General features: G+C 68.0%; 21 protein-coding genes. 10 read left to right on the top strand and 11 right to left on the bottom strand.

What is annotated here, in order from left to right:
• Positions 1 to 14: 14 nt before the first annotated feature.
• Both ACZ6DT_RS31675 and ACZ6DT_RS31670 read left to right on the top strand, forming a co-directional pair.
• The gene (locus ACZ6DT_RS31675) at positions 15 to 839 is read left to right on the top strand and encodes a GAF and ANTAR domain-containing protein (RefSeq protein ID WP_465602208.1); all 825 of its coding nucleotides are present in this window, start codon (positions 15 to 17) and stop codon (positions 837 to 839) included.
• A gap of 28 nt (positions 840 to 867) precedes the next feature.
• Positions 868 to 1,731: an alpha/beta fold hydrolase gene (locus ACZ6DT_RS31670; RefSeq protein ID WP_465602206.1), complete on the top strand. Its 864-nt coding sequence runs from the start codon at positions 868 to 870 to the stop codon at positions 1,729 to 1,731.
• Positions 1,732 to 2,148: 417 nt separating this feature from the next.
• On the opposite strand, the gene ACZ6DT_RS31665 is transcribed toward ACZ6DT_RS31670, so the two are convergent.
• From ACZ6DT_RS31665 to ACZ6DT_RS31650, 4 genes are all read right to left on the bottom strand, one after another.
• Positions 2,149 to 3,684, bottom strand: a complete 1,536-nt coding sequence (locus ACZ6DT_RS31665; protein WP_465602204.1) for an alkaline phosphatase D family protein — start codon at positions 3,682 to 3,684, stop codon at positions 2,149 to 2,151.
• Between the two features lie 84 nt (positions 3,685 to 3,768).
• Positions 3,769 to 4,731, bottom strand: coding sequence for an NAD(P)-dependent alcohol dehydrogenase (locus ACZ6DT_RS31660; protein WP_465602202.1), 963 nt, complete (start codon positions 4,729 to 4,731; stop codon positions 3,769 to 3,771).
• 7 nt (positions 4,732 to 4,738) lie between these two features.
• On the bottom strand, positions 4,739 to 4,960 hold the full coding sequence (locus ACZ6DT_RS31655; RefSeq protein WP_125673158.1) for a helix-turn-helix transcriptional regulator: 222 nt from the start codon (positions 4,958 to 4,960) through the stop codon (positions 4,739 to 4,741).
• On the bottom strand, positions 4,954 to 5,382 hold the full coding sequence (locus ACZ6DT_RS31650; protein WP_465602201.1) for a hypothetical protein: 429 nt from the start codon (positions 5,380 to 5,382) through the stop codon (positions 4,954 to 4,956). The genes ACZ6DT_RS31655 and ACZ6DT_RS31650 overlap by 7 nt, the downstream gene beginning before the upstream one ends.
• A gap of 237 nt (positions 5,383 to 5,619) precedes the next feature.
• Here ACZ6DT_RS31650 and ACZ6DT_RS31645 point away from each other — a divergent pair, with 237 nt between their 5' ends.
• Positions 5,620 to 6,006, top strand: a complete 387-nt coding sequence (locus ACZ6DT_RS31645; protein ID WP_465602199.1) for a PASTA domain-containing protein — start codon at positions 5,620 to 5,622, stop codon at positions 6,004 to 6,006.
• Positions 6,007 to 6,018: 12 nt separating this feature from the next.
• Here the strand turns inward: ACZ6DT_RS31645 and ACZ6DT_RS31640 are convergent, their stop codons facing one another.
• Positions 6,019 to 6,405 carry a MarR family winged helix-turn-helix transcriptional regulator gene (locus ACZ6DT_RS31640; protein WP_125786470.1) on the bottom strand — a complete coding sequence of 129 codons (387 nt, stop codon included), beginning with the start codon at positions 6,403 to 6,405 and terminating at the stop codon, positions 6,019 to 6,021.
• 86 nt (positions 6,406 to 6,491) lie between these two features.
• On the opposite strand from ACZ6DT_RS31640, the gene ACZ6DT_RS31635 reads away from it, so the two are divergent.
• Complete coding sequence (locus tag ACZ6DT_RS31635; RefSeq protein ID WP_465602198.1) at positions 6,492 to 7,949, top strand: MFS transporter; 1,458 nt, start codon at positions 6,492 to 6,494, stop codon at positions 7,947 to 7,949.
• A 48-nt stretch (positions 7,950 to 7,997) separates the two neighbouring features.
• Here the strand turns inward: ACZ6DT_RS31635 and ACZ6DT_RS31630 are convergent, their stop codons facing one another.
• Complete coding sequence (locus ACZ6DT_RS31630; RefSeq protein ID WP_465602197.1) at positions 7,998 to 9,263, bottom strand: cytochrome P450; 1,266 nt, start codon at positions 9,261 to 9,263, stop codon at positions 7,998 to 8,000.
• Between the two features lie 49 nt (positions 9,264 to 9,312).
• On the opposite strand from ACZ6DT_RS31630, the gene ACZ6DT_RS31625 reads away from it, so the two are divergent.
• Positions 9,313 to 10,041, top strand: coding sequence for an alpha/beta fold hydrolase (locus tag ACZ6DT_RS31625; protein WP_465602195.1), 729 nt, complete (start codon positions 9,313 to 9,315; stop codon positions 10,039 to 10,041).
• Between the two features lie 54 nt (positions 10,042 to 10,095).
• Here ACZ6DT_RS31625 and pdxR read toward each other — a convergent pair whose 3' ends face one another.
• From pdxR to ACZ6DT_RS31605, 4 genes are all read right to left on the bottom strand, one after another.
• Positions 10,096 to 11,532: a MocR-like pyridoxine biosynthesis transcription factor PdxR gene (gene pdxR, locus ACZ6DT_RS31620; RefSeq protein WP_465602194.1), complete on the bottom strand. Its 1,437-nt coding sequence runs from the start codon at positions 11,530 to 11,532 to the stop codon at positions 10,096 to 10,098.
• Between the two features lie 12 nt (positions 11,533 to 11,544).
• Positions 11,545 to 15,153 carry a methionine synthase gene (gene metH, locus ACZ6DT_RS31615; RefSeq protein WP_465602193.1) on the bottom strand — a complete coding sequence of 1,203 codons (3,609 nt, stop codon included), beginning with the start codon at positions 15,151 to 15,153 and terminating at the stop codon, positions 11,545 to 11,547.
• Between the two features lie 141 nt (positions 15,154 to 15,294).
• Positions 15,295 to 16,383, bottom strand: a complete 1,089-nt coding sequence (locus ACZ6DT_RS31610) for an acyltransferase family protein (protein ID WP_465602191.1) — start codon at positions 16,381 to 16,383, stop codon at positions 15,295 to 15,297.
• Positions 16,384 to 17,174: 791 nt separating this feature from the next.
• The gene (locus ACZ6DT_RS31605; RefSeq protein WP_465602190.1) at positions 17,175 to 17,846 is read right to left on the bottom strand and encodes a peptidylprolyl isomerase; all 672 of its coding nucleotides are present in this window, start codon (positions 17,844 to 17,846) and stop codon (positions 17,175 to 17,177) included.
• Between the two features lie 135 nt (positions 17,847 to 17,981).
• Here ACZ6DT_RS31605 and ACZ6DT_RS31600 point away from each other — a divergent pair, with 135 nt between their 5' ends.
• The gene (locus ACZ6DT_RS31600) at positions 17,982 to 18,593 is read left to right on the top strand and encodes a hypothetical protein (RefSeq protein WP_465602189.1); all 612 of its coding nucleotides are present in this window, start codon (positions 17,982 to 17,984) and stop codon (positions 18,591 to 18,593) included.
• Positions 18,594 to 18,605: 12 nt separating this feature from the next.
• Here ACZ6DT_RS31600 and ACZ6DT_RS31595 read toward each other — a convergent pair whose 3' ends face one another.
• On the bottom strand, positions 18,606 to 18,875 hold the full coding sequence (locus ACZ6DT_RS31595; protein ID WP_465602187.1) for a DUF2631 domain-containing protein: 270 nt from the start codon (positions 18,873 to 18,875) through the stop codon (positions 18,606 to 18,608).
• A 95-nt stretch (positions 18,876 to 18,970) separates the two neighbouring features.
• Here ACZ6DT_RS31595 and dxr point away from each other — a divergent pair, with 95 nt between their 5' ends.
• The 4 genes from dxr (at position 18,971) to ACZ6DT_RS31575 (ending at position 23,705) form a co-directional block, all read left to right on the top strand.
• Positions 18,971 to 20,176, top strand: a complete 1,206-nt coding sequence (dxr, locus tag ACZ6DT_RS31590) for a 1-deoxy-D-xylulose-5-phosphate reductoisomerase (RefSeq protein WP_465602185.1) — start codon at positions 18,971 to 18,973, stop codon at positions 20,174 to 20,176.
• Positions 20,177 to 20,179: 3 nt separating this feature from the next.
• Entirely contained in the window at positions 20,180 to 21,415 is a 1,236-nt protein-coding gene (locus tag ACZ6DT_RS31585; protein ID WP_465602184.1) for a M50 family metallopeptidase, read from the top strand.
• Positions 21,416 to 21,533: 118 nt separating this feature from the next.
• Positions 21,534 to 22,685, top strand: coding sequence for a flavodoxin-dependent (E)-4-hydroxy-3-methylbut-2-enyl-diphosphate synthase (gene ispG / locus ACZ6DT_RS31580; RefSeq protein WP_465602182.1), 1,152 nt, complete (start codon positions 21,534 to 21,536; stop codon positions 22,683 to 22,685).
• A 165-nt stretch (positions 22,686 to 22,850) separates the two neighbouring features.
• A complete protein-coding gene (locus ACZ6DT_RS31575) occupies positions 22,851 to 23,705 on the top strand; it encodes a GNAT family N-acetyltransferase (protein WP_465602181.1) in 855 nt (284 codons plus the stop codon).
• Positions 23,706 to 23,752 lie beyond the last annotated feature (47 nt).

Raw genomic sequence — 23,752 nt, 5'->3', positions numbered from 1 at the left:
GGGAGAGGCGGGCTTTGGCTGATGAATTCGACTGGCAGCAGGACAAGAACCGATTCGTCGAGGATGTCGGCGACGGCGAACTGCCGGTGACCTCTGAGAAAGGCGTCCGGCTCGTCGCCGGGCCACTGGTCACCCAGTTCGTAGCCCTGACCAGGGCGTTGCTGGATTCCGGTTCGATCGGGGCGGTCCTCGAGCGGGTGGTTTTCGCGACGCGCGACCTGGTGCCGGGCGCGGATCTGGTCAGCGTCACCCTCCTCGATCCCGACGGCGGGTTCCACACGCCGGTGCGGACCGACGAGATCGCCGGCGAGCTGGACCAGTTGCAGTACCAGTACGGTGAGGGCGCTTGCGTCGAGGCGGCGCGGATCTCGGGACCGGCGGCGGCGTTCAGCGACAACCTCGCGGAGGACGCTCGTTGGCCGCGCTTCGGCCCGGCCGCCGCGGCGCTCGGTTTCCATTCGCTGGTCTCGACGGCCCTGCTGCCGGAAGCGTCGAGTTCGCAGCTTTCCGGCGCGCTGAACGTCTACTCGCGGCGTCCGCACGGCATCGCCAGGGCCGACCGCGACGTGCTGTTACTCCTGGCGACGCACGCGTCACTCGCCTTGGCGACCACGCACGCGGTCACGCGCGGGCAGCTCCAGGAGGAACAGCTCCAGCAGGCGCTGGACAGCAGGGACGCGATCGGGCAGGCCAAGGGCATCCTGATGGCGCGGCGCGGGATCGACGCCGCGGAGGCGTTCGAGGTGCTGCGGCACACGTCACAGAACATGAACGTCAAACTCCGGGAATTGGCGGAGATGCTGTCCAAACGGCACGCGGAGCTGCAACTGCCCGACTGACCGCCCGGCCGCGACTACGATCGCGACCATGGGTTTCGGCGAGCTGGAGTTGTCGCGGACGTTCGACTGGCGTGGCCGTTCGGTGGCGTGGGAACGCCTCGGCGAAGGCGCCCCGGTGGTGCTGTGCCACGGAACACCGTGGTCGGCGCGACTGTGGGCGCCTTTCGCACGAGCGCTCAGCGAAGAGTTCGCCGTGTACGTCTGGGACATGCCGGGGTACGGCCGTTCGTCGAAGGAACCCGGCCACGCCGTCGACCTCGGGACGCAGGGCGAGCTTTTCGCCGACCTGCTCGGGTATTGGGGGCTGACGGCTCCGCACGTGATCGCCCATGACTACGGCGGCGCGGTTTCCCTGCGCGCGAACCTGCTGCACGGTGCCGAGTACGCCTCGCTCGCCCTGGTGGACGTCGTCGCGCTGCGGCCATGGGGTTCGGAATTCTTCCGGCTCGTCGCGGAGAACGCCGAGGTCTTCCAGGCGCAGCCCCCGGCCGTGCACCGGGGCGCACTGGAGTCCTACATCGCGACGGCCTCCCATCGTGGTCTCACCGGCGCGCAACTGGCCACCCTGACCGAGCCGTGGCTGGACGCGGAGGGGCAACGCGCCTTCTACCGGCAGATCGCCGAGGCGGACGTCCGGTACACCGACGAGATCCAAGACCGCTATCCGGAACTCGCGTTGCCGGTGAAGGTGATCTGGGGCGCGGACGACACCTGGATCCCGGTGGACCGGGCGGAGCGGCTCGCCGACGCGATTCCCGGCGCCCTCCTGGACGTCATCCCCGATGCGGGGCATCTGATCCAGTACGACGCGCCGGTCGAACTCGCCTTGTCCCTGCATCGGTGGCTCACGGCGGAAGTGGACCGATGGGGACCGGCAGGGAGCGGGCGCTGAAAGGCGCCGTCAAGATCATCGTTCCCTTCGGATCATAGAAGTCGCCTACGTGCGTCGACGGCCCCAAATCGATCGGAACCCCATGTCCGACGGTGTACCGATAGGACGATCGCGACGCACACTGGGCGACCACGCAAGTCGTGGAAATATCTTCGCCGAAGAGGATTCCATAGTGATCGCCGGTGCAGTCGCGCGGCGGCCGGGAATCCGGCCGTCGAAAAGGCGGTCACGACCAAAGTCGCGATTGTTCTTCATGCTTTCTCCCGCGCCTCGTTCCCAATGGAAAGCCCAAATCGGCCGCGCTGAAGAATTGTCGTGAATTCATCGGGCGGGGGAAACGGAGATCGCGTGCGATGAACCGCGCCGCTCCTGAAGAGCGTCGCCGCACCCCTTCTGAGTCCCCACCTCCCCTTTGGCCTAGCGTCGCCGGTACTGCGCCGGGGAGGTGATCGTGGCCCGGTCCTCATAGGACCCCGGCCTGCCGCGGTCGACGTGGAACGTCGTCAGGGTGCTCACCGGTGAACGCGGGTCGCGCCGGTCGCCGATCACGCGCATGTGGGTGCTCCAGCGGCGCGGGGTGACCTCATAGACGTCGTAGCCATACCGGTTACCCTCGAAGTACTTGAGGTGCGGGTTCGCCGCGCCCATCTTCGGCCCGTTCGTGGCGTTCCATTCGGGAGAGTAGGCGCCGGAAGTGACCGAATGCGCGGTGAACTCCGTGCCGATCACCGGGGTGGCCGGATCCGCGAAATCCGGGCGGATGTCGTCGACGAACGCCGAATGCCAATCGCCGGTGATCACCACGAGGTCTTCGAGGCCGCTCTTGGCCACATGGGTCAGCACCTCCTTGCGTTCGGCGAGGAAGCCGTCCCATTGGTCTGTGAACATGTAGCCGCCGCCGGGTTTCGCCAGCTGGCTCAGCATGATCGAGTTCACCCAGCAGTGCCACGCCTCACCCGCGCCGGTCACCTGATCCTTGAGCCACGCCTTCTGGTCCGCGCCGAGGATCGTGCCGTCGGACAGGTTCTGTGCCGACCGGTACTGCCTGAGGTCCAAAATGGACAGATCGAGCAGGTCGCCCCAGCGGCGCTGCCGGTGGATCCTCGGCGTCGACGGATGGTCGGGGCGTACCGGCATGTGCTCGAACCAGGCCTGGTACGCCGCCGAGCGCCGCGCCCGCAACGACGGGGTGGTACCGCTGTAGTCGTTGACGACCTCATGATCGTCCCAGGTGATGAACCAGGGATGGGCCGCGTGGGCGTCCCGCAGCGACGGGTCGGACTTGTAGAGCGCGTGGCGCCGCCGGTACGCCGGCAGCGTCAGCACCTCGGGGCCTTCGTGGTCGCGCAGCGGATTGCCGCCGACCTGGCCGTGCTCGTAGACGTAGTCGCCGAGGTGGACGACGAAATCGAGCTCCTCCCTGGCGATCCCGGCGTGCGCCGCGTAGAACCCGTCGTGGAACGCCTGGCAGTTCGCCGAGGCGAACCGCACCCGCCGGACCGGCCCGACCGGCGCGGTACGGGTGCGGCCGACCCGGCTGACCTTGCCGAGCGCGTGGAAGCGGTAGTAGTACTGCGAGCCCGGTTCCAGTCCGGAAACCGGGACGTGCACGCTGTGCCCGAGCCCGGCGGTCGCGGCCGTCGTCCCGCGCGCCACGCGGCGGCGGAACCCGCGGTCGGTGGCGACCTCCCAGGCGACCTCGACGGTGTCGTCGAGCGGCTGCTCGAACTCCATCGGCTTCGGCGCGAGCCTGGTCCAGAGGGCGACGCCGTACGGCACCGGGTCACCGGACGCGACACCGAGCGTGAACGGCGCTTCGTCCCAGGTCGCGCCCAGCGCCACCGCGGCCTCCTCGGCCTGCGCGACCGTCATCCGCGAACTCAACGGCCAGGCCAGCCCCAGCGCACCGGCGGTGGCGGCGCCTCGCAACAGGTCCCGGCGGTTGACGGACATCGGTGTTCTCCCTCGGTCTTCAGCGGATCGCTCCCCGAGAGCGAACACTCTCAAGATGGCCGGAGGCCGACGTGGGGGAGAACATCAGATGGTGATGACGATCTTGCCGCGGGCGTGCCCTTCACGCACGTAACGGATGGCTTCGGGTACCTCGACCAGCGAGAAGGAACGGTCGATGACCGGCGTCAGTTTTTCCGCCTCGATGAGCGCCCGCAGCGTCTGGAGATCGTCCTGGTTCTCCGCGGAGAACAGGCCGCGGAGCTTCTGCTTCACGAACGGCCCGAGCAGCAGTGCCCGCAGGTTGCGACCCACCGGGCCGATCCATCGCCCCTTGCCTTCGCCGCCGACGATGACGAGAGTGCCTTGCGGGGTAAGAGATTCGCGCAGCGACGTCAGCGAGCGGTTGCCCGCGGTGTCGAGGATGAGGTCGTAGCCGCCGCCGAAATCCTCACGGGTGTAATCGAAAACCCGGGCCGCGCCGAGCGAGCGGACGAGCTCCACCTTGCCGGTGCCGCATACGCCGTCCACCTCGGCGCCGAACGCTTTGGCGATCTGCACCGCGAAGGTGCCCACGCCGCCACCCGCGCCGATCACCAGGACCTTTTGCCGCGGTGCGACCTGCCCTCGGTTCCGGAGCGCTTGAAGCGCGGTGAAAGCGGAGATGGGGACCGAGGCCGCTTCTTCGAAGCTCAGCCGATCGGGCTTTTTGGCGAGTCTGTCCACTGTGGTCAGTGCGTATTCGGCGAAAGAACCTTCGCAGGTACCGAAAACCTCGTCGCCGAGCCGGAATCGCGTCACGTTGGCACCGACGGCATGCACCACACCGGCGAAATCCAGCCCGCGAACCCGCGCCTTCGGTCTCCGTACCCCGAACCCCATGAGCCGCACCAGGTACGGCGTGCCCTCCATGAGGTGCCAGACTCCGGGGTCGACCGCCGCCGCCCGGATTCGCACGACCACGCCGTCCGGTCCGGCTTCGGGTTCGGGCAGGTCGGTCAGTGTCAGGACGTCGGTGGTGCCGTACTCGTTTTGGGCGATCGCCTTCACGGGGGCCTCATTCCTGGTCTGGGTACTGGAAAACGTCGTCGAGCCCGACGCCGAACACCCGGGCGATCCGGAAAGCCATCTCCAAGGACGGCGAGTAGCGGCCCTGTTCGATGGCGATCACCGTCTGGCGGGTGACGTCGATCCGGTCCGCGAGTTCCGCTTGGGTCATCTCACCCTTCGCGAACCGCAGGGCGCGGATGGAGTTCGTGACCTTGGTCGGCTTCACCATGCTTGGAATCCCCGGCGGTAGGCGGCGATCTTCGCGATCGAGCCGAGCAGGGCGGACAGGACGAAGGCGAGGTACACGGTGTTGGCGATCCAGAAGTGGTCCAGCTCCGCCATCGCCATGGCGAGTGCCGCGACACCGCCGATCACGACGAACGACTGTCCGATGTGCTCACCGAACCGGCCGATCTCGCGGTCGCGCTGGTCCTTGCGGCCGGCGTCACGTGGTGCGGCGATCGCCGCGGCGACGTGCAGCACGATCGAGGCCACGATGGCCGCCCCGACGGTCCACAGCAACGGTGCCACGTAAGGGACATCGACGACCGGGCCGGAGCTTGCCCGGCCGAAGACGACGATCAGGTACGCCACGTAGGCGAAGACCGTCACCACCGCCATGATCCATGCGCGTTTCTCTTCCAAGGCCACGAGAGCCAAGGTAAAGAGTTCTAGACACCATGTCAAATATTCTTTACTCCGGCACCGCCAAGTGGTCGCCGCGTGACGACGAGGGCCGCTGGGTCGGTGGTTCGCCGGGGCAATGGGTCGAGGAGCTGGTTCCGGTGATGCGAGCAACTCGCCCGAAGTTGACCCGGCCGGGTGTTAACGGTCCGCGGTCCGGGCGCGACTCCTCTCGGTCTCACTGTCTCAGAGTGGAGTCCGGGAATGCGAAAGACCGTCGCGCTGATCCTCGTCGCCGGTGTCGCCGTGCTGACCGCTTGCGGTACCCCGGGTACGCGGCCGGGGGCGCCGTCGACGGTGACCGAGACGTCCGTGAGTGTTCAGCGACCGGCGGAGACCAGCGGACCCGCGTCCTCCGCCGCTCGTCTGATCGTCGTCCCCGATGTTTCGGGGATGAACCATCAGGACGCGCAGGACGCGATGCAGGCGGCGGGCCTGTACAACCTGCGCGAAGTCGACGGAACAGGGAAAGGCCGGATGCTCGCGCTGGACCGGAACTGGGTCCAGACCGGACAGGATCCGGCGCCGGGGACGAAGGTGGCCGCCGACGCGGTGATCACCCTGACCGCCGTCAAAATCGGCGAGAAGTGAGACCGCCGGGCTTCACGCCCCGACGGTGAGCGTCTCTTCGAGGGTCGCCCGATGCGTGGGCTTCGCCTCTTCGTAGCGACGGCGGCCTTCGTCGGTCACGATGACGAAGATCCCGCGCCGGTCCGACTCGCAGAGCGAGCGCTGGACGAGCCCCTCGCGTTCGAGGCGGGCGACGAGACGTGAGGTGGCGCTCTGGCTCAGGTGGACGACCTCGGTCAGGTCGGCCGCGCGGCATTTGCCGACGACGCAGTTCACCAGCCGTTCGAGGGCTTCGAACTCGGTGACGCCGAGGCCGTGGCGCTCTTGGAGCCGGCACTCGAGGCGCCCGAAGACCGCCGCGTGCCGGGCGGACAGGTCGTGCCATTCCCGCAGCAGGTCTTGTTCGGCGTCGTCGCTCACGCGGCCCAAGATAGCATGCACGTGAATTTTATGCAAAGTCATTTAATGCACTTGCATTAGATGCGCGTGCATGTACTGTACGGATCATGAGTTCTTCCGTGCAGCTGTCCACCAGCTCGACAAGGTGGGACGCGCGCCTCTGGGGTGTCCTGCTCACTGTGTCCGTCGTCGTGGGCCTCGACGCGCTCGACGTGTCGATGGTCGCCGTCGCCCTCCCGTCCATCCAGGCCGAACTCGGCCTTTCCACCGGTGCCCTGCAATGGATCATCAGCGCCTACGTGCTCGGCTACGGCGGCCTGCTGCTCCTCGGCGGGCGCACCGCCGACCTGCTCGGCAGGCGCCGGGTCTTCCTCATCGCCGTCGCGGTCTTCGCGCTCGCCTCCCTGCTCGGCGGCCTCGTCGACGACGGCGCGCTGCTGATCGCCACCCGCTTCATCAAGGGCCTCGCGGCAGCGTTCACCGCGCCGGCGGCCCTGTCCATCATCACCACGACCTTCCACGAAGGCCCCGCCCGCAACCGGGCGATCAGCATCTTCGCCGTGTTCGGTGCCAGCGGTTACTCCGCGGGCCTCGTCTTTTCCGGTCTGCTCACCGAGGTGGGCTGGCGCTGGACGTTCCTGCTGCCGGTGCCGATCGCGCTCGCCGCGTTCGTCGCCGCGATCAAGCTGATCCCGTCCTACCAGCCACAGACCGGTGGCGGCTATGACTTCCCGGGCGCGATCACCGGTGCCGCCGGTTCGCTCCTGCTGGTCTTCGCCGTGGTCGAGGCGCCGGAGATCGGCTGGGCCGCCCCGCGGACCCTGATCTCGTTCGCGCTCGCGCTCGCCCTGCTCGTCACGTTCGTGTTCATCGAGAAGCGCAGCAAGCACCCGCTGCTCCGCCTGGGCATCCTGCGTTCCGGCCCGCTGGCCCGCGCCAACCTCGGCGGCGCGACGTTCTTCGGCGCCTACATCGGTTTCCAGTTCGTGGTCATGCTGTACCTGCAGAACGTGCTGGGCTGGTCCGCGTTGCAGACCGCGCTCGGGTTCCTGCCCGCCGCGCTGATCGTGGCCTTCGGTTCGCCCAGGATCGAGCCGCTGATCGACCGGCTCGGCACGCCGCGCACGATCCTCGCCGGTGTCGTCGCCCACGTCATCGGGTACGCGCTGTTCCTGCGGATCGACGAGAGTTCCAGCTACGCGGGTTCGGTGCTGCCCAGCATGATCCTGCTGGGTATCGGCTTCATGCTGGCGTTCTCCTCGCTGAACATCCAGGCGACCAACGGCATCTCCGACGACGAGCAGGGGCTCGCCGGCGGGTTGCTGAACACGTCGATCCAGGTCGGCGGCGCGATCGGCCTCGCCGTGGTGACCGCCGTCCTGACCGGCAACGCGGATGGCGCCACCGGCCCGGCCGCGCTGCTGAACGGTTTGGCGCCCGCGCTGACCGTCGTCACCGGTATCGCCGTGATCAGTGTCCTGGTGGCGCTGTCCGGAGTCGTCGGCCTGCGCAAGGCCGAAGCGCGATCCACCGTCGCCGAGCCGGAGTTCGCCGCGGCCGAATGATCAGGGGGTGAGGGCCCCTTCCCGCGCTTGGGGGGGGCGGGAAGGGGCTCAGCGCCGCCAGCGGATCGGCAGTGACTTCAGCCCGTTCTGGAAGTTCGACCGCAACCGCACCGGTTCCCCGGCGAGTTCGACTTCGCCGAGCAGGTCCAGGACCGCTTCGAACATCGCGCGCAGCTGCACCCTGGCGAGCTGGGCGCCGAGGCAGAAATGCGGGCCGTGCCCGAAGGTCAGGTGATCGTTGGGCGTGCGGCCGATGTCGAAGCGGTCCGGATCCTCGAAAACGGCCTCGTCGCGGTTCGCGGCGGAGAACCAGACGACGACCTTGTCACCCGCCTGGATGTCCACGTCGGACAGAACGACGTCTTCGGTCGCGGTCCGGCGGAAGTGCATGACCGGCGTCCACCAGCGGAGCATCTCTTCCACCGCGCCGGGAAGCAGTGACCGGTCGGCCAGCAGCCGCCGGTACTGATCCGGATGCGAAAGCAGCGCCAGCATCCCTCCCGGGATGCCGTTGCGCAGGGTTTCGTTGCCTGCCACGGAAAACAGCCAGAACAGGTTCTCGAACTCCGCGATCGACACCCGGCCACCGGCCGTGTCGCCGCCCACGTGCCCCATCAGGTTGCTCATCACGTCGTCGCCGGGGTTACGGCGTTTGTACTCACCGAGCGCGGTGGCGTATGTGTAGAGATCCGGCATCCCCGCGCGAGTGCGCGGATCGGGCATCGACCCGTCCGGCCCCGGAACCGGCCGGACGGCGAGCGCCGCCCGCGCGAGATCGGTGACCTCGTCCGCCTCGACGGTCGCGCTCACCGCGTAGTCGGCGTCCTGGTAGCCGATCACGCGATTGCTCCAGTCGTACATCAGCCGCCGGTCCTGTTCGGGGATCCCGAAGACCTCGGCGAGCGTCAGCAGCGGGAGATCGGCGGCGACGGCGGCGAAGTCACATCGGCCGTCGGCGGCGACCCCGGTGACCAGCTCCCTCGCCCAGCCGTGGATCCGCTCGGTCAGCCTGCCGACCGCACGCGGCGTGAACGCCTTGGTGAGCAGGCCGCGCAGCCGGGCGTGCTCGGGCGGATCCATGTTGAGCATCATCCGCCGGACGTAACCGAGGTCCTGCTCGGTCGCCGGGTCCCGGATCTGCGTCCCGCCCAGGTGCGACGAGAACAGCTTCGGGTTCTTCAGCACGTGCTTGACGTCGGAATGCCGCAGCACGGCCCAGAAATCGTCCACCCGCGTGACCGGCGACTCCCGGCGCAGCGACGCGAGGTGCTCGTACGGCACGCCCCGGGTGTACACGTCCGGATCGGTGATCACGGCCTCGACACTAGCTCGCGGACCGCCGACTGGGGAAAGATCGGTAGCTGTGGAGACACTGAAGATGCGCACCGCCGGAACCGACGGCCCCACCGTCCTGCTGCTGCACGGCCTCGGCGCGACGGGCGCGGTGTGGGACGGCCTGATGCTGCAGCCCGGCTACCGTTGGCTGGCACCCGACCTGCCCGGGCACGGCGCCTCACCGCGGTTGGCGCACTATGCTTTCGGAAGCCTCGCCGGAGCGGTCGCCGACTCGCTACCGGAACGCGGTCCGCTGCTGGTGATCGGTCACTCCCTGGGGGGAGTGGTCGGGCTCGCGCTGGCCAGTGGCTGGTTCGGGCTCCGGATAGACGGGCTGCTCGCGATCGGCGTCAAGGTCGAGTGGAGCGAGTCAGACCTCGCCAAGGCCGCCGACATGGCGGCGAAACCGCCCAGGGTGTTCCAGGACCGTGAGGACGCCGAACGCGCGTTCCTCAAGATCGCCGGCCTGACCGGGCTGGCCGAAGCGGACCCCGACGGCATCGTCGAAACCGAAGGCGGGTGGCGGCTGACCCTGGACTCTCGCGCGTTCGCCGTCGGCGCGCCGGACATGCCCGGCCTACTCGGCGCGGCGCGCTGCCCGGTCGCCCTCGCCGCCGGTGAGCACGATCCGATGAGCCGGCCCGAACAGCTTCGCGCCCTCAGCCCGGCTTCCGCCGAGCTTCCCGGACTGGGCCATAACGCCCACGTCGAAGACCCGGCCGTACTGCTGGCTTTCCTCCAGCATTTAGTCCTCTGAATGCGGTCGTTCGCCGTCGAACCACCGCATTCAGAGGACGAAACGCGAGGGAGACTAGCGCCGAAGCCGCCCCAGGACGGCGATGCCCTCGGCGATGTCACTCGCCGGGCTCGCCCCGTAGCCGAGGACCAGGCCGGGATTCATCGGCCGCTGGCAATGCCACGACAGCGGCTGCACCTTCACGCCCTGCTCCAGCGCGGCGGCGGCGAGGTCGAGATCGGAGAAGTCGGCGTCGAAGGTGATCGTCAGGTGCAGCCCCGCGGCGGCGCCGTGCACCACGGCGTCCGGGAGATGCGTCCGGAGCGCGTCGATCATCGCGTCCCGCCGGCGGCGGTGCCGTTTGCGCACGAACCGCAGTTGCCGCTCCATCTCGCCGGACTCCATGAGATGCGCGAGCACCAGCTGCGGGAGGACGGCGTTGCCCAGGTCGGCGAACCGTTTGGCCGCGACCACCTCGTCCCGGTACCGCGGCGGCACCAGCATCCAGCCCACCCGGAGCGCGGGTGCCAGCCACTTCGACACGCTGCCCGCGTAACAGACCTGTTCGGCGAGCATGGAGCGCAGCGCGGGCACCGGCGGACGGTCGTAGCGGTGCTCGGCGTCGTAGTCGTCTTCGATGATCAGCCCGCCGTCCGCGGCCCAGCGCATGAGCTCGCGACGGCGTTCCCCGCCGAGCACGACACCGGTCGGGAACTGATGCGCGGGTGTGAGCAGTACGGCGGGCGCGCCACCGCGCACGAGCTCGCCGACGTCGATGCCGTCGTCGTCGACCCGGATCGGCGGTGTCGCCAGCCGCCGGTCGTGCAGATGCTGCCGCGCGCCCAGCGAACTCGGATCCTCGACGGCGATCTCGGAGATCCCGTTGTCGCAGAGCACCTGCGCCAGCAACCCGAGGCCTTGCGCGACACCGGCGACGATCAGCACGTCGTCCGCGTCGGCGGTGATACCGCGGGTGCGGGCGATCCAGTGCGCGATGGCCAGCCGCAACGCGGGCGCGCCTCGCGGGTCGCCGTAGCCGAAGGCCGCCGCCGAGAGGTCGTTGAGCACGGTGCGCTCGGCGCGTAACCAGGCCGTTCGCGGGAAGGCCGTCAGATCCGGCACGCCGGGGGACAGGTCGGTCCTCGCCGGGGTCGACCGCAACGAGTCGAAGACGCCGATCCCGGGAGCGGGCTGGAAGATCGTGCCCGCGGACGGCGGCCCGGGCGTCGTCCGCTCCTTCGTCTGTGCCGGCGCCGCGACGACCACCGTGCCCGCCCGGCCCCGCCCGGCGACGTGGCCGTCCTCGACGAGGCGCTGATAGGCCTCGGTGACCACGCCACGAGAGACCCGCAGGTCCGCGGCCAGCGCCCTGGTCGCGGGCAGCCTGCTGCCGACCGGCAGACGGCCGTCGGAGATGGCGTGCCGCAACCGCGACGCCAGCCAGTCCGACCGGCGCCCCGGCGGGGCGTCCCCGATGTCCAGCTGCAGGAAGTCCGAGCCCTCGGCAGTCACCCGATCATTGTGTCATTCGGGTTCGTAGGCGAGGTTCGGCCGCAGCCACTGCTCCATAGTGGACAGTTCGAGACCGCGGCGGGCGGCGTAATCCTCGACCTGGTCCTTGCCCAGCCGTCCGACGGTGAAGTACCGCGAATCGGGGTGAGCGAAGATCAGCCCGCTGACACTCGCCGCCGGCGTCATCGCGAAAGACTCGGTCAGCCCCATTCCGAGCCGGTCCGAGTCGAGCAGGTCGAACAGCTCCTGCTTCTCGCTGTGGTCCGGGCTGGCCGGGTAACCCAGCGCCGGGCGGATGCCGCGGAAGCGTTCGGCGTGCAGGTCCTCCAGCTTCGGATCGGCGTCCGGCTCGAACCAGTCCCGTCGCGCCTGGAGGTGGAGGTACTCGGCGAACGCCTCGGCGAACCGGTCCGCGAGCGCCTTCACCATGATGGCGCGGTAATCGTCCTGCTTCGCCTCGAACTCGGCCGCGAAGTCCTCGGCCCCGAGGATGGTGACCGCGAACCCGCCGAGGTGGTCGCCCGCGCCCGCCGGGGCGATGTAATCCGCCAGGCAGCGGTTGGGCCGCGACAGCGGTTTCTTGGTCTGCTGGCGCAGCATCGGGAACTTGACGCCCGACTCCAGGATGATGTCGTCGCCCTCGGAATGCGCCGGCCAGAACGCGTACGCGCCCTTCGCCTGGAACCGTTCCTCGGCGATGATCTGGTCCATCAGGGTGCTCGCGTCGTCGAACAGCTCCCGCGCCACCGGGTTGTTCAGGATCGCCGGATACTTGCCCTTCAGTTCCCAGGCGAGGAACAGGAAGGTCCAGTCGATCATCTCACGCAATTCGGTGAGCGACGGCGAGACATACCGGACACCGGTGAACGTGGGCGTCGGGATGTCGTCGAAGGAGACCTTCTCCGGGTTGGCCCTCGCCTGCTCGACCGTCAGCAGCGGCGTCCGCTGCTTGTTCGCGTGCTGCACCCGCAGCTCTTCCTGGTCCTGACGGTTCTTCTTGTCGAGGATTTCGGCGCGGTCCGCGTCGAGCAGGTCACCGACGACGCCCACGACGCGCGAGGCGTCCAGGACGTGCACCGTCGTGTGCTCGTACGCGGGCGCGATGCGGACCGCGGTGTGCTGGCGTGACGTGGTCGCGCCGCCGATCAGCAGCGGCAGCTTCAACCCGCGCCGCTCCATTTCGGCGGCCACGTTGACCATCTCGTCCAGCGACGGCGTGATCAGGCCGGAGAGCCCGATGGCGTCGGCGCCCTCGGAGACGGCCGTGTCCAGGATGACCGAAGCCGGGACCATCACGCCGAGGTCGATCACCTCGTAGTTGTTGCAGCCGAGGACGACGCCGACGATGTTCTTGCCGATGTCGTGCACGTCGCCCTTGACCGTCGCCAGGACGACCTTTCCGTTGCCCTGGCGGGTTTCGACCCGGCCTTCGAGGCGCGCCTTCTCCTTCTCGGCCTCCATGAACGGTTCGAGGTAGGCCACGGACCGTTTCATCACGCGCGCGCTCTTGACCACCTGCGGCAGGAACATCTTCCCGGCCCCGAACAGGTCGCCGACGATCTTCATGCCGTCCATCAGCGGGCCCTCGATGACCTCGAGCGGCTTCGGCAGCTTCTGGCGTGCTTCCTCGGTGTCCTCTTCGATGTAGTCGACGATGCCGTGCACCAGTGCGTGGCTGAGGCGCGCCTCGACCGTGTTCTCGCGCCAGGAAAGGTCGACCGTGCGCTGGGTTCCCTTGCCGTTGACCGTTTCCGCGAAGGTGACCAGCCTGTCGGTGGCGTCTTCGCGACGGTCGAAGAGCACGTCCTCGACCAGCTCCAGCAGATCCTTGGGGATGTCCTCGTAGACCGCGAGCTGCCCCGCGTTGACGATGCCCATGTCCAGCCCGGCGCGCACCGCGTGCAGCAGGAAGGCCGAGTGCATCGCCTCGCGCACGACGTTGTTGCCGCGGAAGGAGAACGACAGGTTCGAGATACCGCCGCTGATGTGCACGCCGGGGCAGCGTTCCTTGATCCGCGGCAGCGCGTCGATGAACGCCTTGGCGTACCCGTTGTGCTCGGCGATACCGGTCGCGACCGCGAGCACGTTCGGGTCGAAGATGATGTCCTCGGCGACGAAACCGGCCTTCTGGGTCAGCAGATCGTAGGCGCGCCCGCAGATGTCGACCTTCCGGTCGGCGGTGTCGGCCTGGCCCTGCTCGTCGAAGGCCATCACGACCACGCCCGCGCCGTAATCGCGGATGCGCCGGGCCTGCTGGAGGAACTGCTCCTCGCCTTCCTTGAGGCTGATGGAGTTGACGACTCCCTTGCCCTGCACACATTTCAGTCCGGCTTCGAGCACCGTCCAGCGCGAGCTGTCGATCATGATCGGCAGCCGGGCGACCTCGGGTTCGGTGGCGATGAGGTTCAGGAACGTGGTCATCGCCTTTTCGCTGTCGAGCAGGTCGGCGTCCATGTTGACGTCCAGCAGGTTCGCCCCGCCACGCACCTGCTCCAGCGCGACGTCGACGGCGGCCTGGTGATCGTCGGCCTCGATCAGCTTGCGGAACTTGGCGGAACCGGTGACGTTGGTCCGCTCGCCGATCATGACGAAGCCGGTGTCCCTGCCGATCTCGAACGGCTCGAGCCCGCTGAACCGGGTGTTCGCCTTCGGCTCCGGAACGGTCCGCGGCGCCATCCCGTGGACGGCGTCGGCGATCTTCTTGATGTGCGCCGGAGTCGTGCCGCAGCAGCCGCCGACGACGTTGACCATCCCGGCCGTGGCGAAGTCACCGAGCAGCCCGCCGGTCTCGTCGGGCGTCTGGTCGTACCCGCCGAACGCGTTCGGCAGTCCGGCGTTCGGGTGGCAGGCCGTGTAGGTGCCCGCGAGGCGGGACAGTTCGGCGATGTGCGGGCGCATTTCCTCGGCGCCCAGCGAACAGTTGACGCCGACCAGCAGCGGATCGGCGTGCTCGATGGAACTCCAGAACGCCTCGACCGTCTGCCCCGACAGCGTCCGCCCGCTCAGGTCGACGATCGTCACCGAGATCCACAGCGGCAGATGCGGCGCGACGTCGCGGGCGGCGGCGATCGCGGCCTTGCAGTTGAGGGTGTCGAAGATCGTCTCGATCAGCAGCAGGTCTACGCCGCCTTCGGCGAGCGCCTTGACCTGATCCGCGTACGCGGCGTACACCTCGTCGAAGGTCACCGCGCGGAACGCCGGGTCCTCGACCTTGGGCGACAGCGACAACGTGACGTTCAGCGGCCCGACCGACCCGGCGACGAACTTCCCGCCCGCCGCGTCCGCCGCCTCGCGCGCGATCTGGGCGCCGCGGAGGTTCATTTCGTAAGCGAGGTTCTCGAGCCCGTAGTCCGCCTGACCGATGGTGGTGGCGGTGAACGTGTTCGTCGTCGTGATGTCCGCGCCGGCGTCCAGATACTGGCGGTGGATGTCGAGGACGACGTCCGGCCGGGTGATGTTCAGCAGGTCGGGGTCGCCGGTGATGTCACGAGGATGGTCCTGGAACCGCTCTGTGCGGTAGTCCTCAGGCTTGAGGCCGGCGTTCTGGAGCATCGACCCCCACGCGCCGTCGAGCACGACGATGCGCTCATCCAGCAGCTTTCGCAGGGCGGTCGTTTCCATCCAGCGCTCCTCCCATGTCGTGGGAGGCGCCCTTGCGGTGATGTCCGGGGCCGAGCGTGGCGGACCCGCGGTCCGTTGCAGCGCCTCTCGACCTCGGCGACCAGAGTACCGGACCGCACAAGGGTGATCCGCCCGAATCGCTCAGCTCCTGGCCAGGGCGGGTTCGGCTTCCCGCACTGTGGGATCGGGCCGAACGGGCGTGCGCCGGGCGACCACCTTGCGCCCCACGTCGATCATCGGCACCTCGACCCAACGGTAGAGCACGTCAGAGATGACGAGCGCGACGACGGTCACGACGATCGCGGTCAGGGTCCGGTGGGCCGCCAGCTGAGGGATCGAAAGGGCGACCACGGTCGCCGCCACCCCCTGCAACAGGTACACCGAGTACGACCGCTCGCCGATGAACCGCATCGGCGGCGTGGAGAAGAACCAAGCGATCGGACCACGCGGGATCAGCGACGTGATGAACAGCGCGACCAGCACCGCGTACGTCGTGCCGCCGATCGTGCCGCCGTCCTTGAAGAAGGCCTCGATGTCCGTCACGTGGATCTGGAGGACCACGAGCGCCGCCAGCAGGACGAAGCTCGCCAGCGGGTGGGTGAAGAAACGGAGGACCGCGAAACCCTTGCGGTAGTGGAGGCCGATGGCGAGCGCGCAACCGATGAGGATGGGGGAGTAGGCGCCGGCGTACGGCATCACCGGGATCAGCGCGATCATGAGCGCGATCAGGCCGATCGCCAGGCCGAGCCGCTTCGGGAAGCTCAGCGCCGCGACGCCGAAGGCGAGGAACGGCCAGACGAGGTAGAACTTCTGCTCAACGCCCAGCGTCCACGACTGACCGAAAGGCGCGTTATGGGCGAATTCGTTGGTGAACGTCAGGAAGTACGGCATCGCGCCGGAGAGCCCGCTCGAGGTGTACTGGCCACGCAGATAGGTGAACACCACGATGATGCCCAAAACCGCGAAATACACCGGAAGAATGCGGAACGCGCGACGGATGTAGAAGTTGGCGAGCGAAATCCTGCCGTTTCGGTCTTCTTCGCGCAGTGCCAGCGTGGTGATCAGGAAGCCCGAGAGAACGAAGAACAGGTGGACACCGATCCACCCGTTGGCCATGGCCCAGGACGGTCCTCCGTAGTGGAACACCACCACGAGGAGCGCGGCGATCGCGCGCAACCCGTCGAGCGCCGGAAATCTCTTGGTGGACAAGTACTGCTCGTGAGTCATCATCGTGGGCCCCCAGGAACGGCACCGGCGGACTGACCGGTAAGGATGCGCCACTCTAAAGGGTGAAATGCTCGTTCCTGTGAGGGGGCTGTGGTTTTCCTGTGCCGGTAGTGGTTGCCGTCACACTGCGTCCTTTGACGGTCGCCGCTGGTTGCTGGTTGGCGGCCTGTCGCCATTCATGGCGATCTGGCAACCGAGCCCGGGTGCCCCTTTCGGTGTGACGGTAGACACTCCTTCTGAGGTGGCATGTCCACCAGTAGGGACGACGTTCGTCGGACGTAGGCCGAACAGTTCAATTGTAATGTGAAGCAGTGGGAAAGGGTGGGTACGCGAGCTTCCGGATGGGCGATTCCGGTTTTATGGGGAATTGCTGAAGCGCGAACGTCGGGGGAGATGACATGAGACAGTGGATCATAGTGGAAATTCATTATGATCGATGGTGAGGGTAACTGCACGGGGATGTGGTCGGTGAGACAAGGTCAATGATGCTGGCCGTGGTCAAGGCTGAGGTTTCACGAGAGGCGGCCACGGATTGGGCGATGGACCGCATCAGGGGAGGAGTGCGTGAATACGCGAAAGACGATGCTGTCTGGACTGCCCTTGATCGATTGGACGGCGCGGACCTTCAAGTGGCACCCAACGCGTATCTCCATGGTCGGGTAGACCTTGAATGCATCGCAATATTATTCTTTCGGTGGGCATTAAAGGCTTTTCGGGTTTCGATGAGCAGTACCCTGCTGGATTTTGGCAAGAATTCGCAGATGAGTGCTGCTGTCGACTCCGGGTGCTTGCCCTTAGAAACCGAGGGTCGCCTTCTGGATCTTCACCGGCTTCGCGGGCAGTCCATCCTGAGGCCCGTTCGGATCGGTCGGGATGATGCCGTTCGCCACGATCCGGTCCAGCACCTCCATGCCGCGCACGACCTTGCCCATCACCGAGTAGTTCTTCGGGATGTTCGCGAACGAGTGCACGATGAAGAACTCGCTGCCGTTGGTGCCGGGGCCCTGGTTGCCCATGGCGATGGTGCCGCGTTCGTAGGTCTCGGTGCCGTCGACCTCGTCCGGGAACTTGTAGCCCGGTCCGCCCTTCTCGGCTTCGTAGATGTCGCCGCACTGAAGGACGCCGAGGCGCGACGAGTTCGTCAGGCGCCAGCACTGGCTGCGGTCGTAGAAGCGCTGCAGGGCCAGGCTCGCCAGGTTGTGGACCGCGCACGGAGCGGCGCTGGCGCGGTTCAGGCGCACGGTCACGGGGCCGTAGTTGAAGCGGAACGTGACGTCGACGGTGCCGCGGGTCAGGGCGAAGGGGAGCGGGCGCAGCACCGGGCGGGCGGCGGGGTTTTCCGGCGTCGGCGTGAACTCGCAGCGCACGATCGGTACCGAAGACGCGGGCGCGGCGGTGGCGACGCCGGGCAGGAGCACGGCGGCGAGAGCGGAAACGACAGCGGTGACACCCCAGCGCAGCTTCATGAGGGGGAACCTAACTCAAAAGGGTGGTCATCGGGTAGCGCCTCACGCAGGCGTGCTGTCCAGGTGGTCGTGAGTGGCGATTCGGGTTAGAACACGAATCGTCACTCACGACCACCCACCGAACGGTCACCGCATATGCTGAGCTCACTCACCGCCGCGTACCTCGCCTTCTCCTTCACGCTGGTCCCGCCGAGCGAAATCCGGCCTGATCAGGTCGAACACGTCGCCTTGCCGTGCGTCCAGGCGGGCGCGTCCGCCGCCGACGCGAACGCCGCCAAGAGCCTCAACCAGCAACTCGCCACCAAGATGCGCCGCTACATGAACCCGTACAACACCTCGTGCGCCAGAGTCATCGTCGAGACCGTCCAGAGGTCGGGGTTCAACGATCGCGCGGCGGCCATCGCGATCGCCACGGTGATCGTCGAGTCGAGTATCGCCAACCTCGACGGCGGCCTCGGTGACTCGGTCGGGCTCTTCCAGCAGCGCGCGAGCTGGGGTTCCTTCGCCCAGCGGACCGACCCGGTCTGGGCGACCGGCAGGTTCCTCGCCGTGATGCGGCAGTTCTACCCGAACGACACGTGGAACACCGTCGCCATCGGGGACGTCGCCGCGGCGGTCCAGCGGCCGGCGGCGAAGTATCGGCATCGCTACGGGGTCGAGGCGGGCGACGCGGTCAAGATCGTCAAGGAGCTGTGGTCCCAGGACGGCAAGCGACCCCCGTCTCCAAAGGAGAACGGGGGCCGCTGAGCCGTGAAGGAGCTACTTGCGCCAGGCGGTGCGCTGCTTGCGCATGTCGAGCACCAGTCCGAAGATCAGCGTCAGGGACAGACCGATCAGCCACAGGTCCTCGGTCCAGCCGTGGTGGTTGCCGTACAGCATCACCAGCAGGATGATCGCGGTCAGCCAGCCCGCGATCCGCGTCGCCTTCGGGAAGGAACCGTGCCAGCCCCACTCGGCCGACGGCTCGTCGCGGGGGTCAACGGTGTCGACGCCCACCCGGCCGCGCTTTTCGACCGCCTTGCTCGCCACGATCAACTCCTCAAAACCCGATGGTTCGCTTGCCCGCGAATGATCCCACACCTGGCTGCACGCGTCCGACGGGGCCCGCGCGACAATGGCACCCGATGACTACCTCGCGAAGTGTGCTCGTGCTCGGTTCGACCGGATCGGTCGGCGCCCAGGCCCTCGACGTCGCGGCCCGTAATCCGGAGCTGTTCCGGGTCGCCGGGATCGCCGCGGGCGGCTCCGACCCCGCCGCGCTGGCCGCGCAGGCCCTGGCGCACCAGGTCGACGTCGTCGCCATCAGCAGGCCGACGGCCGTGGAAGACCTGCAGCTCGCGTTGTACGCCGAGGCGCAGAAGCGCGGCTACAACCGTGGCGACTTCAAACTCCCGCGCATCTTCGCGGGAGCCGACGCGGTCGTCGAGATGATCGACGCCACCCCGGTCGACGTCGTGCTCAACGCGCTCCCCGGTTCACAAGGGCTCCCGCCTACCCTGCGCGCGCTCGCCAGCGGCGCCACGCTCGCGCTGGCCAACAAGGAGTCGCTGATCGCGGGCGGACCGCTCGTGCTGGCCGCGGCCAAACCCGGCCAGCTGGTTCCGGTCGATTCCGAGCACTCCGCGATCGCGCAGGCCCTTCGCGCCGGCCGCGAGTCCGAGGTCGCCCGGCTGGTCCTCACCGCCTCGGGCGGCCCGTTCCGCGGCCGCAGACGCGAGGAGCTGGCGGATGTCACGGTCGAGCAGGCGATGGCGCATCCGACCTGGTCGATGGGTCCGCTCATCACGATCAACTCGTCCACTTTGGTCAACAAGGGGCTGGAGCTGATCGAGGCGAAGCTCCTGTTCGACATCGAGACCGACCGGATCGACGTGGTCGTCCACCCGCAGTCGATCATTCACTCGATGGTGACCTTCGTGGACGGCTCGACGATCGCCCAGGCCAGCCCGCCCGACATGCGGCTGCCGATCGCGCTGGCCCTGCACTGGCCGGACCGTGTGCCCGGCGCCGCGGCGGCGTGCGTCTGGGACAAGCCCGCGAGCTGGACTTTCGAGCCGCTGGACAACGACGCGTTCCCCGCCGTCGAGCTCGCGAGGCACGCCGGAAACGTCGGCGGCTGTATCCCGGCGGTCTACAACGCGGCGAACGAGGAGCTGGTGGCCGCTTTCCTGGCACAGAACACCGGCTTCACCTCGATTGTGGACACTATTGCCCAGGTGGTGGAAGCCGCCGACGAATGGCGTCGCGAACCTCGCGACGTCGATGACGTACTTGCCGCCGAGCGCTGGGCTCGCGCGCGTGCCGGTGCGCTGATCGGTAAGGGGAAGTAGCGCGTGCTCTGGTTCATTCTCGGGATCGTGCTGTTCGCGCTGGGTATCTGCCTGTCGGTCGCGTTGCACGAGGCCGGTCACATGTGGGCGGCCAAGGCCTTCGGCATGAAGGTCCGGCGCTACTTCATCGGCTTCGGGCCGACGATCTTCTCCTTCCGCCGCGGCGAGACCGAGTACGGCGTGAAGTGGATCCCGCTCGGCGGGTTCTGCGACATCGCGGGTATGACCGCGCTCGACGAGGTCACGCCGGAAGAGTCGAAGCGCGCGATGTGGCGCTTCAAGACCTGGAAGCGCACCGTCGTCATGTCGGCGGGTTCGGCGATGCACTTCATCCTCGGTTTCATCATTCTGTACTTGATGGCCGTCACCATGGGCCTGCCGGACCCGGAGGCGCAGGCCGCTCCCACCCAGCCGGTGATCAACAGCACTTCCTGTGCCCGGGCGGCCACCACCGTGGAGCAGCTTCAAGACACGACCTGCCCGGCGGACGCGCCGACTCCGGCGAAGACCGCCGGTATCCAGGCCGGTGACAAGATCGTGTCGGTCGCCGGCAAGCCGACGCCCGCCTGGACCGACGTGCTCGCGGCCGTCCAGGTCGCCGGTGGTCCGACGCCGTTCGTGGTCGAGCGCGGCGGGCAGCGGCTGAACCTGACCGTCGACGTGCCGCGGGTGCAGCGTGTCGTCGCCGAGGGCGACAAGACCACGGTCAAGGAAGTCGGCATGATCGGCGCCTCACCGGTACCGAGGACGCTGGTGGCGACCTACGGCCCGGTCGACGCGGTCGGGGCGACGGTCAGCTTCACCGGCACGATGTTCTCCGAGACCGCCAAACGGCTGGTCGAGTTCCCGTCGCGGATCCCCGCGGTGGTGGAGTCCATCTTCGGCGGCGAGCGTGACCCGAACACCCCGGTCAGTGTGGTCGGCGCCAGCCGCATCGGTGGCGAGGCCGCCGAGCGCGGTCTGTGGGAGATCTTCGTGCTCCTGCTGGCGAGCCTGAACTTCTTCATCGGCGTGTTCAACCTGCTGCCGCTGCTCCCGCTCGACGGTGGGCACATCGCGGTCGTCTGGTACGAGCGGGTGCGGGACTGGATCCGCAAACTGCGCGGCAAGACGGCGGGTGGTCCGGTCGACTACACGAAGCTGTCCGCGGTCACCATGGTGCTCGTTTTCATCGGCGGCGCGGTGACTCTGCTCACCGTCACCGCCGACATCGTGAACCCGGTCAAGCTGTTCCAGTGACGCGGGAGGACGGTTACGGAGCGCGCTGTCAGCACCGTTGGGCTGCCCAGGTAATGCTGCTCACCGTGACGGCTGACGTCGTGGATGTCCGCCGATCGGGGTAGGTACGCTTGAAGACGTGACTGTCGCTCTAGGTATGCCAGCGCTTCCTCCTCCCGTCCTCTCCGAGCGTCGCAAGACCCGACAGCTGCAGGTCGGGCCGGTCGGCGTCGGTAGTGAGCACCCGATTTCGGTGCAGTCGATGACCACCACCCTTACTTCGGACGTCAACGCGACCCTGCAGCAGATCGCCGAGCTGACCGCTGCGGGCTGTGACATCGTGCGCGTCGCGTGCCCGTCGGCGGATGACGCCGAGGCGTTGCCCGCGATCGCGCGGAAGTCGCAGATCCCGGTGATCGCCGACATCCATTTCCAGCCGAAGTACGTCTTCGCCGCGATCGAGGCGGGCTGCGCGGCGGTCCGGGTGAACCCGGGCAACATCCGCAAGTTCGACGACCAGGTCAAGGAGATCGCGCGGGCCGCGAAGGACCACGGCACCCCGATCCGGATCGGCGTCAACGCGGGTTCGCTGGACAAGCGGATCATGGACAAGTACGGCAAGGCGACCCCGGAGGCGCTGGCCGAGTCGGCGCTGTGGGAGGCGTCGCTGTTCGCCGAGCACGACTTCTACGACGTCAAGATCTCCGTGAAGCACAACGACCCGGTGGTCATGGTGCGCGCCTACGAGATCCTCGCCGAGCAGTGCGACTACCCCCTGCACCTCGGTGTCACCGAGGCGGGCCCGGCGTTCCAGGGCACCATCAAGTCGGCCGTCGCCTTCGGCGCGCTGCTGCGGCAGGGGATCGGCGACACCATCCGCGTGTCGCTGTCGGCGCCGCCGGTGGAAGAGGTCAAGGTCGGGATCCAGATCCTGCAGTCGCTGAACCTCAAGGAGCGCAAGCTCGAGATCGTGTCCTGTCCCTCGTGCGGCCGCGCGCAGGTGGACGTCTACACCCTCGCCGAGCAGGTCACCGCCGGGCTGGAGGGCATGGAGATCCCGCTGCGCGTCGCGGTCATGGGCTGCGTCGTCAACGGGCCCGGCGAGGCGCGCGAGGCCGACCTCGGTGTCGCTTCGGGCAACGGCAAGGGCCAGATCTTCGTCAAGGGCGAGGTCATCAAGACCGTGCCCGAGCACGCGATCGTCGAGACGCTGATCGAAGAGGCCATGCGGATCGCCGAGGAGTCGGGCCAGGCGATCGGTGAAGGCGAGCCGACCGTCACCGTCGGCTGATTGGTCGAGACCACGCTAGGAACGGTCCGTTCCTTGCAAATTTCGCAAGGAACGGACCGTTCCTAGCGTTTGATGGCCCCGACCTGGCCTCCACCTGCTCGGGTTCTCTCAGCGTGTCGTAAAGCTTGCGTTCCGTTTATGCCGCTGATCTGGCACCCTGGAGTGGTGTTGCGGCTTGCAGGTGCACGGCTGCTCGATGATCGGGACTACCCCGCGGTCCGTGCCGCGCTCGCCACAGACCCGGTCGGCAGCTGCATGGTCAGTGCCAGGGTGGAGACCGCGGGTCTCGACCCCTGGCGGCTCGGTGGTGAGCTTTGGGCCGCCGATTCCCGTCCGGTCCGCGCGGGCAGGCTCCAGGGGCTGTGCTTCTCCGGGCCGAATCTGATCCCGTTGCGCGGCAACGCCTCCGCTTTGCGTTCCTTCGCCGATCGCGCCCTGCGCCGCCAGCGAAGCTGTTCGTCACTGGTCGGCCCGGCCGAGCAGGTGCTGGGGCTGTGGAACGAACTCGAGCCGGAATGGGGCCCCGCCCGCGAAGTCCGGCACGACCAGCCGCTGATGGCGCTCGACGGGGTCCCGTCCGTCGCCGCCGATCCGCTGGTCCGCGCGGTGCGCCCGGAGGAGCTCGACAGGTATCTTCCGGCCGCCATCGCCATGTTCGTCGAAGAGGTCGGCGTCGACCCCCGCAATGGAGACGGTGGCGCCGGTTATCGCGCTCGCGTCGCGGAACTGATCGCCGGCGGCCGGGCGTTCGCGCGGTTCGAGGACGGCGAGGTCGTCTTCAAGGCCGAGATCGGCGCGATGTCCTCCACGGTCGGCCAGATCCAGGGGGTCTGGGTGCATCCGGAGCGCCGGAGCGGCGGCCTCGGCACGGCGGGAACGGCGTCCGTGGTGAACAGGCTCGTCCGCGGGATGGGCCGCACCGCGAGCCTCTACGTCAACGGCTACAACAGCCCGGCGCTCGCCGCCTACCGCAAGATCGGCTTCCAGCAGGTGGGGCAGTACGCGACGGTTCTTTTCTAGGCCGTGTCGCGTCCGGCCGGAACGGGCCGGGACTGGCAGGATCTCCT

The sequence above is a fragment of the Amycolatopsis sp. NPDC041971 genome (genome assembly GCF_055588925.1).
The sequence above is the reverse complement of the archived record's forward strand: the minus strand, read 5'-3'. Positions and strand labels throughout refer to the sequence as shown.